The sequence below is a fragment of the Desulfobacter hydrogenophilus genome, from assembly GCF_004319545.1.
Classification (GTDB): domain Bacteria; phylum Desulfobacterota; class Desulfobacteria; order Desulfobacterales; family Desulfobacteraceae; genus Desulfobacter; species Desulfobacter hydrogenophilus.
Genome location: NZ_CP036313.1, coordinates 5,094,377 through 5,105,161, shown reverse-complemented (window position 1 = coordinate 5,105,161; position 10,785 = coordinate 5,094,377). Strand labels below are relative to the sequence as shown.

Annotated in this window: 12 protein-coding genes; 9 read left to right on the top strand and 3 right to left on the bottom strand. The window is 44.0% G+C overall.

The genetic code is table 11. The features are described from left to right. Positions 1-322: 322 nt before the first annotated feature. On the top strand, positions 323-682 hold the full coding sequence (locus EYB58_RS22740) for a DsrE family protein (RefSeq protein ID WP_111956557.1): 360 nt from the start codon (positions 323-325) through the stop codon (positions 680-682). 115 nt (positions 683-797) lie between these two features. Here EYB58_RS22740 and EYB58_RS22735 read toward each other — a convergent pair whose 3' ends face one another. After that, entirely contained in the window at positions 798-1,583 is a 786-nt protein-coding gene (locus EYB58_RS22735; protein WP_111956555.1) for a prepilin peptidase, read from the bottom strand. A 335-nt stretch (positions 1,584-1,918) separates the two neighbouring features. On the opposite strand from EYB58_RS22735, the gene lon reads away from it, so the two are divergent. The 7 genes from lon to folE2 all read left to right on the top strand — a co-directional run bounded on the left by lon (position 1,919) and on the right by folE2 (position 8,067). Continuing rightward, a complete protein-coding gene (lon, locus tag EYB58_RS22730; protein ID WP_111956553.1) occupies positions 1,919-4,294 on the top strand; it encodes an endopeptidase La in 2,376 nt (791 codons plus the stop codon). Continuing rightward, positions 4,294-4,989 carry a tRNA (adenosine(37)-N6)-threonylcarbamoyltransferase complex dimerization subunit type 1 TsaB gene (gene tsaB, locus EYB58_RS22725; RefSeq protein ID WP_111956551.1) on the top strand — a complete coding sequence of 232 codons (696 nt, stop codon included), beginning with the start codon at positions 4,294-4,296 and terminating at the stop codon, positions 4,987-4,989. The genes lon and tsaB overlap by 1 nt, the downstream gene beginning before the upstream one ends. A 73-nt stretch (positions 4,990-5,062) precedes the next feature. Then, positions 5,063-5,725 carry a phosphatidylserine decarboxylase family protein gene (locus EYB58_RS22720; protein WP_111956549.1) on the top strand — a complete coding sequence of 221 codons (663 nt, stop codon included), beginning with the start codon at positions 5,063-5,065 and terminating at the stop codon, positions 5,723-5,725. Between the two features lie 66 nt (positions 5,726-5,791). After that, entirely contained in the window at positions 5,792-6,259 is a 468-nt protein-coding gene (gene greA, locus EYB58_RS22715) for a transcription elongation factor GreA (RefSeq protein WP_111956547.1), read from the top strand. 72 nt (positions 6,260-6,331) lie between these two features. Further along, the gene (gene rpoZ / locus EYB58_RS22710) at positions 6,332-6,541 is read left to right on the top strand and encodes a DNA-directed RNA polymerase subunit omega (RefSeq protein WP_111956545.1); all 210 of its coding nucleotides are present in this window, start codon (positions 6,332-6,334) and stop codon (positions 6,539-6,541) included. Positions 6,542-6,610: 69 nt separating this feature from the next. After that, complete coding sequence (locus tag EYB58_RS22705; protein WP_278186296.1) at positions 6,611-7,291, top strand: PP-loop family protein; 681 nt, start codon at positions 6,611-6,613, stop codon at positions 7,289-7,291. Then, complete coding sequence (folE2, locus tag EYB58_RS22700) at positions 7,288-8,067, top strand: GTP cyclohydrolase FolE2 (protein ID WP_111956541.1); 780 nt, start codon at positions 7,288-7,290, stop codon at positions 8,065-8,067. Before EYB58_RS22705 ends, folE2 begins: the two co-directional genes overlap by 4 nt. A gap of 185 nt (positions 8,068-8,252) precedes the next feature. Here folE2 and EYB58_RS22695 read toward each other — a convergent pair whose 3' ends face one another. Next, positions 8,253-9,464 (bottom strand): D-alanyl-D-alanine carboxypeptidase/D-alanyl-D-alanine-endopeptidase, encoded by a 1,212-nt coding sequence (locus EYB58_RS22695; RefSeq protein WP_111956539.1) that lies wholly within the window; start codon positions 9,462-9,464, stop codon positions 8,253-8,255. A 16-nt stretch (positions 9,465-9,480) separates the two neighbouring features. Next, positions 9,481-9,975, bottom strand: a complete 495-nt coding sequence (locus EYB58_RS22690) for a hypothetical protein (RefSeq protein WP_242637490.1) — start codon at positions 9,973-9,975, stop codon at positions 9,481-9,483. 274 nt (positions 9,976-10,249) lie between these two features. Between EYB58_RS22690 and EYB58_RS22685 the strand changes: the two genes are divergently transcribed. Beyond that, positions 10,250-10,708 (top strand): LPP20 family lipoprotein, encoded by a 459-nt coding sequence (locus EYB58_RS22685; protein WP_111956671.1) that lies wholly within the window; start codon positions 10,250-10,252, stop codon positions 10,706-10,708. The last annotated feature ends 77 nt before the right edge of the window (positions 10,709-10,785 follow it).

The window sequence follows — 10,785 nt, the reverse complement described above, 5'->3', positions numbered from 1 at the left end:
TATGATTGCCGTGATTCTTAACTACATGATTTCGAAGCAAATGTGTATCTATACACAAATGTTTTGAGACACCTAACAAAGCATTTGTGTGTCACCTTCTATCTTGTCATGAATATTAAGTTTTATATTTAAGGCGCCGGCGGGCATATATCCATGAATTTAATGTTTTCTGTCATATTTGGGTTTCCTTGGGCGAGGTTTTTGCTTAATTCGTATGTCGACATTCAAAAGGAATTTAAAAATATTAGTGTGACATGGGTATTTCAACCATTTTCCATAGACTATTAAAATTTTCAAAAATTTTTCAATTTAGGAGGAAATCATGACAAACAACGTGGTAATTGCGTTATCCTGCGGCACCAATGACACCAACCGGGCCACCCGGGCGATTCATCTTGCAACCATAGCGCACAAGGAAGAAAAAAATACCAACCTTTTCCTGCTGGATGAAGGGGTGTATTTGGCTAAAGAGGGTATCATTACCCATGTCCGGGCGGCCACCGGTGATGTGGCAGATGATCTTCTGGCATATCTTCAGGCGCATGATGTGCCGATTTTAGTCTGCACGCCCTGCGCCAAGGCCCGGCAGATTAAAGATGATGATCTTATTGAGGGTGCGCGTATGGCCTCGGCTGCCGAATTTATCAACTTGTCCTGTGATGCGACGGTTATCAGCCTGTAAAAATATTTGTCAGTGTCTGAATATAAAAACCGTGTCTGAATAAAAAGTCGCCCAGATGCAAGGTGCAGATGGGCGACTTTGTGGACGTGTGCACCTTTGTTGAGCTGTTTAAACATTATTTAAGGAAATTGATATACCACCGAATTATGGACTCCCCCCAGAAAATGTAGAGAATGGCGCCAAGGGAAAGAAAGGGTCCGAAGGGGATTTTTGTCTGTCTTTTTTGGGATTTTCCTGCCCTTGCCATGGCAATCATTCCGCCAAAGGTACCGAAGACTGAGCCTGTAAACAATGTGAAAAAGACACCTTTTATGCCTGTGGCTGCACCAATCATGGCTAATAGTTTGATGTCTCCGCCCCCCATACCCTGGTGCCTGCGGATGTGATAGTAGCAAAGGGCCACAAGATATAAAATGCCGCCGCCTGCCAGAATGCCCCAAATCACTGAAACAAAGCGCATTTGAGGCACAAAAAGACAGGATGTGGAAAAAATGAGAATTCCGGGAAGGGACAATTTGTCCGGAATGATTTGGTGATCCAGGTCAATAAAAGAAACGGCAATAAGCACAGCGCTGAATATAAAATAAAAAATTGCAGCCGGCGTCATCCCGAATTTTAGAAAAAGCCCCAGGGCCAATAAGCCGGTGATAAACTCCACCAAAGGATAACGTATGGAAATGGGGGCGTTGCAGAAGCCGCATTTCCCTTTGAGTAGAAGAAAGCTTAGTATCGGGAGATTGAAATAAAATGGAATCGTATGGTTGCAGGTCGGGCAGTGAGACGGCGGTGATACAATGGATTTGCCTTCCGGCATCCGGCAAATTACCACGTTGAGGAAACTGCCGATACAGGCACCAAAAATAAAGAACATAACAGCAATGAAAACGGATAGCGGGAACATGACACTCCTTGGATAATGATCAATATAATTTTAAAGCACCTGGGATGTTTGACGGTTTTCTGATATAGTTAAATGAACTATCCAATGATAAAAATATTTTTTCAAGGATATTGTAAAAATATTTTTCTGATATATTGTAAATATAACTTAAAGCGTAGGTACACCAAAGCCCGTATGTGAGGGCCAACCCGAAAAATTACATGAAGTTAAGTGGATTTCGGTCTGGTCCTGTTTTTTTATGAAAGGGTCTGATATTCTTTCACCATGTGCCGGGGATACACCCGGTAGTAAAATGCAGGCGCGGCCCATGGCCGGTATGTAATCAAGGAGCATAAATGGCAGAAGCAGATATAGATGATCTGATTGAAATAATTGAAAAAGAAGGTAATATCGAAGAAATCCCAAAGGTGATTCCCATGATGCCGGTCAGGGATGTGGTGGTCTTTACAGATATGCTGCTTCCCTTGTTTGTGGGACGGGAAAAGTCCATTAAAGCCATTGAAGAGTCTGTGGAATTTGACCGGTATGTTTTTTTGTCGGTCCAAAAAGATTCAGATATGGAAAAGCCGGGGCCATCAGATGTCTATGATGTCGGGACTATTGCCCGGGTCCAGAAGATGATTAAAATGCCTGACGGCAGGATCAAAGCTTTGGTTCAGGGGATTTCTAAAGCAAAAATTATTGAATTCGTTCAAAAGCGATCTTTTTTTAAAGTCCGAGTGGAGACGGTTTCTGATGTCGAACCTGATTCTCTTGATATAGAGATTGAAGCCCTGATGCGCAACGTAAAGGAGAACAGCGAAAAGCTGTTAGCTCTTAAGGGCGAGTTCTCAGGTGATGTGGGCGATCTTTTATCTCATATTGACTCCCCGGGTAAACTTGCAGACCTGGTTGCCTCTAACCTCAACCTTAAGGTGGAAGATGCCCAGGCCCTTCTGGAAACCACGGATGCTGTTGAGCGCTTAACCCGTGTTAATGATCTTTTAGCCAGGGAGCTGGATTTGTCAACAGTTCAGGCTAAAATTCAGACTCATGTTAAAGACGAAATCTCAAAAAACCAGAGGGATTATTACCTTCGTGAACAGGTTAAGGCCATCCATAGAGAACTCGGGGAAAACGATGATAAGATTGCCGAGATCGTTGAATTCAAACAGAAAATAAAAAAATGCAAGCTGCCGGAAGCGTGTGAAAAAGAGGCTTTAAAACAGTTGACTCGTCTAGAACAGATGCATTTTGATTCTTCCGAAGCCTCTGTAGTCAGAACTTATTTGGATTGTATTGTTGAATTGCCCTGGAGCAAAACCACCAAGGATTTTTTAGACATAAAAAAGGCCCAGGAGGTTTTAGACCAGAATCATTATGGACTGGACAAGGCCAAGGAACGAATTCTTGAATACTTGAGCGTGCGTAAACTCAATCCAAAGAAAAAGGGGCAGATTATTTGCTTTGTTGGTCCTCCGGGGGTGGGTAAAACCTCTCTTGGTCGGGCCATTGCCAAGGCCATGAAGCGCAAGTTTCATCGGGTCTCTTTGGGCGGTATTCGTGATGAGGCCGAGATCAGGGGGCACCGCAGAACATACATTGGTGCCATGCCTGGAAGAATTTTACAGGGGCTTCGCCAATGCGGTACTAGAAATCCGGTTTTTATGCTGGATGAAATTGACAAATTAGGAAATGATTTCAGAGGGGATCCGTCATCTGCACTTCTGGAGGCATTGGATCCTGAACAAAATAGCGAGTTCTCCGACCATTACCTGAATATGCCCTTTGATCTGTCAGATGTATTGTTTGTTCTAACAGCGAATATGGCCGACACCATTCCTTCGGCCCTGCTTGACAGGATGGAGTTGATCCATCTTACCGGATATACCCGCCAGGAAAAGGTGGTCATTGCAAAACAGCATCTTTTGCCAAGAAAGCTCAAAGATAATGGCTTGATCCGTCGTGCCATTCATTTCAGTCCCAACGCCATAGAGTCCATTGTTTCAGAATATACCCTGGAAGCAGGTCTCAGGGGGCTTGAGCGAAAACTGGACTCGGTGTGCAGAAAAATTGCCCGTCAAATAGCGGAAGGTCAAAAGGGGCAGTTTGCCGTTACCTGTCAGAATTTAACCAAGTATCTTGGCCCGCCTCACTATATTAATGAAATGGATCAGGAAGACAGCCAGGTCGGCTTGGCCACAGGACTTGCATGGACCGAAGTGGGTGGTGAGCATTTGTATATTGAAACGTCGTTATTTCCGGGTAAAGGAGAGTTGCAACTCACCGGACAGATCGGTGAGGTTATGCAGGAATCTGCGAGGGCCGCATTAACTTACACCAAAGCCAATCAGGAAGTTCTGGGTATAGACAAGGACGCCTTTGATTCCAACGACATCCATATCCATGTTCCCGCCGGCGCCATTCCCAAGGATGGGCCTTCGGCCGGGATTGCCATTGCTACGGCCCTTGTGTCGGCTTTTACCGGCAAAAAGGTGAACAACAAGGTAGGCATGACCGGTGAGATTTCTTTGCGGGGTCGGGTGCTGCCCATAGGCGGCCTAAAGGAGAAGTCATTAGGGGCTTTAAGGGCCGGCATTAAGACAGTGATCATTCCGGAGAAAAATAAAAAAGACCTTCATGATATCCCAAAATCTGTGAAATCCAAGCTGACGTTCATCTGTGTGAAGGATGTCAGGGAGGTTCTGGATATCGCCCTGGAAAAGGAATAATGTATCTTTTTGCCCTGAGCACGGCAGAGCAGGGCGCAAGCATGGCTCTGTTTGAAGAGAACACCCTTGTTTTTGAGTCCAGGCTGTTTAGCCGGCAGACTCATTCAAAGGGGCTTTTGCCCATGATTGAGCAAGCCGTTGAAAGCAGGGAAGGGATGACGGTCGACCGGATAGACGGATTCATTGCAGCCAGGGGGCCGGGTAGCTTTACCGGGCTTCGCATCGGCATCAGCATGGTTAAGGGGCTGGCCAGGGCTGTATCAAAACCATGTGCCGGGGTTTCCAGTCTTGACGGTATTGCGTTTAGATTTTGTTATTCACAAAAGCCTGTGTGCGTGATGATGGATGCCAAGCGCAAAGAGGTGTATTCTGCCATATATCAGTTCCACCGTGGCAGGCTTCTTCAAAAAGGTCCGGAAATGGTATGTTCCCCGGAGACCGCCATTGACCAGGCCGGTTCCGAGGCTCTGTTTGTCGGCTCAGGGTCAAAGGTATACCGGGAAACAATTTACAGCCGGACCCATGACAAGGGCGTGCTCTCTACCCCGTCCATGGACGGGGTAAGTGCCTGTGCTCTTGTGCTTTCTGCGTTGTCTGATGAAGGTGTGTTCGATTTTAAAAATCACCCCCTGAACCCGGTTTATCTTAGAAAATCCGATGCGCAGATCCATTTTGAAGAAAAAACAGGTGCTTGACAATATATTGATATACTTGATATAACTATTGGGTTCTGGCTATTTGTAGACGGGAACTATTAGGTAAGGGGATATGGACAAATCTAAATGGCCGGCAAAGGCAGTGCTTCCCATTGCCATGCCAGGCGTCAAATACGTTGTTGCAGCCATCCTTGTTACGGGGATGTTTTTTTATTTTGGATACCTGAAAACAGGTGGGCTTGCACTGCTGATTACGTTATTTATTACTTGGTTTTTCAGGGACCCTGAACGTCGGGTGCCGGAAGGCAAAGATCTTCTGGTCTCACCGGCAGACGGGAGGGTAATTGTTGTAGAACGCATTGCCCGGTGTGAATACATGGATGAACCCTGCTGGAAGGTCAGTATTTTCATGAATGTATTCAATGTTCATGTCAATCGTATCCCGTTTAGCGGAATGATTGAAAAGGTTCAATATCATCCGGGTAAGTTTGTAAATGCATCTTTTGATAAAGCAAGTGTTCACAATGAGCGCAATGCGCTGGTAATAAGAACGGACGATGGCCGTCGTTATGTATGTGTTCAGATCGCAGGGCTGATTGCCCGGCGTATTGTTAACTGCGTGAAAATCCGCGAGCAAGTTCACAAAGGCGACCGGTACGGTATGATTCAGTTCGGATCCCGTTTGGATCTTTATCTACCCATGGGCTTTGACATACGTGTTAGCCCCGGTGATAAAACAAGTGCCGGAAGTACTATTATTGGCAGGATGTGCTGATTAAAAACGACAAGGCGCCGATGCGCTGTGTTGTCAATTAAATAACTATGGAGTAAATTTTAAATTTTGGACCAGATACCTGTAACAAAACAAGGTTTTGCAGCCTTGAAAAAAGAACTGGAAAAATTAAAAACCGTGGATCGTCCTGAGATAATCAAAGCCATTGAAGTGGCCAGGGCACATGGAGACCTGTCTGAAAATGCCGAATACCATGCTGCAAAAGAACGCCAGTCTTTTATTGAAGGCAGGATCGGTGAGCTTTCCTATAAGATCGGAAGCGCCAAAGTAATCGATCCTGCCTCTGTGGGTAAGGACGTGATCCGGTTTGCCAGCCGCGTTCTTGTGGAGAACCTGGATACCGAAGAAGAACAGGAATACATGATTGTCGGTGAGGATGAGGCTGATATTAAAAAAGGTAAAATTTCTGTCTCTTCCCCCCTTGGTTCGGCCTTGATCGGAAAAGAATTGGGCGACGAGGCTGTTGTTCAGGCACCGGGCGGAAAACGGGTTTATGAGGTTGTTAATATCCTTTGATTTATTGTTTTTCAATTTGATTTTTTTGCAAGTCCCTTGAGATTACAATAAAATTATAGAAAGGAAAGTGCTGTGGCACGTGTAACTATAGAAGATTGTTTAAAAAATGTAGATAATCGCTTCACGCTTGTACATCTGGCAGCCAAACGAATCCGCCAGGTTAGAGAAGGAGCTGATTTCCTTGTACCATCCTATAGAAACGAGGATGTTGTAACTGTCCTGCGTGAAATTGCCGCGGGCCGGATCGTTGTTAAAAAAGATTCTGGGTCTGATGCCAAATAATCTGTTTTGGCTAAAGGGCTGACAAAGCGTTTGATGCATCTGCTTGGCAAGGCGGTTTACGATTGGCGGATGATCGAAAATAACGACCGGATACTGGTGGGGATATCCGGCGGAAAAGACAGTTTGGTCCTTTTTCATCTTCTTGTTTCTTTAAAAAGAAAAGCCCCTGTAGCATTTGAATTGATTCCTGTTTATTTAGATCCGGGGTTTGACAATTCTTTTGTTAAAAAATTGGATTCTTATATAAATGAAAGATATAAGGAGTTTCATCCGGGGATGGTGGTGGAGAAAACCAATTACGGCAGAGTTGCTCATTCTGATAAAAACAAGAAAAATCCCTGTTTTTTATGCAGCAAGCTGCGGCGTAACCGCCTGTTTGAACTTGCCCGGGAGCATGGGTGTAAAAAACTTGCATTAGGGCACAACAAAGATGATTTGATTGAGACATTGTTCATTAATATTTTTTACGCCGGTAAAATAGGAACAATGAAGCCTAATCAGTCATTTTTCGATGGACGCTTTGATATCATCAGGCCTTTGTCCTATGTTGAGAAACATGAGATTGACAGTTTTGCAAACGTTTGTGATCTGCCGGAATTTGTTAATACATGCCCAAGTGCTGGTTACACGAAAAGGCAGGATGTTGCAGATATGCTTGAAAGGATGTACCAGCAAAATAAACATATAAAAGGGAATATATTCAGGGCAATGGGTAACATCGCCGCTGATTATCTTTTAGAGATGTCATGATGATTGATATACAGAATCAGCCGGATTTTCGGAATATCCCCATTGATAAAGTCGGCATTAAGGGGCTTAAGCACCCGGTGATTGTCCGGGATAAAGCAAACGGCTCCCAGTCTACAGTTGCTGAAGTCAATATGTATGTGGATTTACCCCATCAGTGCAAAGGGACTCATATGAGTCGCTTTGTTGAATTGCTTCATACCGTTAATACGCCAGTGTCACTTGATTCTCTGACCAGCATTCTCGAAGATATGAAGGCCTCTCTTGGGGCAAAGTCTGCACATATTGATATATCCTTTCCTTATTTCATCGAAAAAACATCTCCTTGCACCCAATCCAAGGGGCTGATGGACTATAATTGCACGATCATTGGTTCTTCCAATGGTCGGAAAAAAGCAGACATCGTGTTAAAGGTTGCGGTGCCTGTCACCTCAGTATGTCCCTGCTCTAAGGAAATTTCGGACTATGGCGCCCATAATCAGAGGGGAGAGGTGCTTGTTGCGGCCCGGTTTCATAAATTTATCTGGATTGAAGAGATTGTCAATCTGGTTGAACAGGCTGCATCCTGTGATATTTATTCCGTGCTGAAACGTGCAGATGAAAAATATGTCACGGAAAAAGCGTACAATAACCCAAAATTTGTCGAAGATATTGTAAGGGATGTGGCCAAGGTACTTATCGAAGATTCCAACATCACCTGGTTTTCCGTGAGCGCAGAGAATTTTGAATCTATTCACAATCACAGCGCCTATGCCTATATAGAACATTCAAGGGATTAGGTTGGTGTTTGAATGAAACGCCACCCATCTGCGGGGTTTCAGAAAATTTTGCAATCCTCACAACCAAAGAAGCAGCAATTTAAAATTTAATTAAAGTATAAACTGTACTGGGCTTGATGTTTTAGCATGAAGGACATGAATAAAGCCATTCTTCATGTCCTTCATGGTGGATTAAACAATAAAGATTATTGGAGATCAACCTTTTCTTTAAGCATACGCCTGATGGCGTCATATCCGGTGCTGGTTTGATTCAGCATGATCACAAAAGGGTAAAGCCGGTTATCTTTCCCACGAATAAAGCCTGCACGGCTTCTGACATCCGACAGCGTACCGGTTTTATAAAATTCATTTCCATCTCTTCTTAAAAATTCATACCAGGGCATAAATGCAATAAGTATATCCCTCATTTGAGCAGGCGTTATTCGGTTGCGCCGGGACAAGCCGGAGCCCTCAATAATTGAGACGCCCCTTAAACCCAGCGTTTCTTCTGCAAATTTATCCAGGACAGCAGTTCCTTTTTCAAGGGTAGCCGGCGGACCGGATGTGCGGGCTCCCATGGTCAGCATGAGCTGATTTGCAATAAAGTTGTTTGAAAATTGCAGCAACTTTTGAACAATGTCTGCCAGACTAAAGGAGGATGTGTGTACAATGCAGTTTTTATTAGATCCTGCAAAAATGCCTTTCTGGACAGTGCCTGTTATGTTTACCCCCGACGTCTTTAAAAAATAGTGCATCAGTATGCCCGGATAATTTTGCCGAAGATCATAGGATAGAAGAATTCTGTCTGTTCCTTTTGATCCGGGAGCAATCTGCTGTGCCAGAATGTCTGGAAAGGGGGTTTGCTTTTCAGCAGAAATATATTGCCTGCTCCGACTGTCCCATTTTAAAAAAATTGTGTTAAAATTGGCACACAGCGATCCGTTTGTGGCGTCATAGGGATTGGTGGAGGATCCGGCGCCGGGAATTGTAATCTGGGGCGTAAAATAGGTCTGGTCCACAATAATATTTCGGATAACCGCAGATGAGATTTGGCCTTCAGATACCTGTTTAAAAATATGGCCTGATATTTGATGCGCAAATTTGGTTATTTCCTCGGAGACAAATAAAGGATCTCCAAATCCTTTCAGGTAGAGGTCACATGTTGTTTTGTCGTAATAGGCCCATGTCTGGAAATGGAAATTCGGACCTAACGTTCTGATTACCGCAAGGCTGGTCAGTATTTTCAAGGTTGATGCAGGAATTAAAGGTTGATTCTGATTTTTTGCATAAATTGTTTTGCCCTGATCATCGGACAAAATAATGCCAGATGTTTGGGCCCAAACATGCAAAGATGTGAAAATGGTCAGAAAAAGACCCAAAATAGTCAGGAAAACATATAATTGAATTTTATTTTTCATGGTTTATTTAAAAAGGCTATTGGAATAAAAGGAGAAAATTGTCAAGAAGTTCTTTAATTTTAAACTGGCGATGCAATGATTCCCACTCATCCGGAAAGCTTAACGGGCTGAAAAGAACCCGGGCAGTATAAGGAAATCCTTTATTTGTATCGTCATACGACGAAATAAATAGGGCAACAGGCATCTGGACACAGCCTTCATAGCTGATAACGGTATCATAATTGCGGGTTGTTACTGATTTTAGTCCCTTTTGTTCCAGCAATTGAATAAATGCATTCTGTTTTGCTTTGGCCTCAATGGTCTGGGCCATTTCCTGGGGCAGGGCCGGGATAATGCCGGATATCGGAAAATAAGAAAAATTTGCCGCCCTGAACTCCTCATGTGCCGGCAGCATTGTCAGTTTTCCGTCGGTGATCCGCTGGCTTGAACTTTTAAGATCAAATCGAATGTAATAGGTGGCAATTTCTTTAAGATGCCCGGCAGCCAAAGGTTTTAAACATATTAAAACCAAAAGTATACCTGTGGTAAACACCCGGCCAGTTTTTTTTATGAAATAAGGTACAAATTTTGTATGGTTGTTATAATAGTTCAAACTGGATTGCATTTCGTTGTCCGTTTTAACCGTGGGGTGTCGGCTTTATTTTAACTGTAAATATTGAAAAATCAATGTTTCTAAAGTTCAAAGCCCTAACTGACGATTCGTCTTTAACATGAATACGATATATGAATCAATGACCGACGCATTTGATTTTGAAATTGCCAACTGCGGAAGGGAGAGAGGTGCTATGAAGAAACTATTGGCTTTGTCTGCATGTTTAATTGCTTTATCCTTATGGGGCTGTAGCAGGGGAGGGCCGGGAGGCGTTCTGGATTCTTCTGCAGGCAATGCTGCCAATCAAAAAGTTGTCACGTTTCAGGTGACTGGCAAAGGGCTTGAGCCTGAAAATGCATTAACAAAAGGGGAAGCAATACTCATGGCGGAGCGTGCTGCTGTTGCCGATGGATATCGGCAACTGGTCGAAACAGTTCGTGGCGTTTATGTGGATGCTTACATGAAAGCGGGCCGGGGTTCGGTAAACCAGGATGAAGTCCAGGTGCATACGCAATCCTGGTTAAGGGGAACGGAAGTGATGGATATTACCCAGGGAGAATATGGCATCACCTTGGCCCGGTTAAGATTGAGAATTAATTTTTCGAAAAAAGGTATGGTCTGGTGGCCTGTAGGTATTGCAGGTAATGGATGATGCTAAGGAACGGGTCTTAAATAATTAGCCCATTTTGTTATATCCGGGAGCGCGGGCGTCTCGCCCGCATGTTCGCA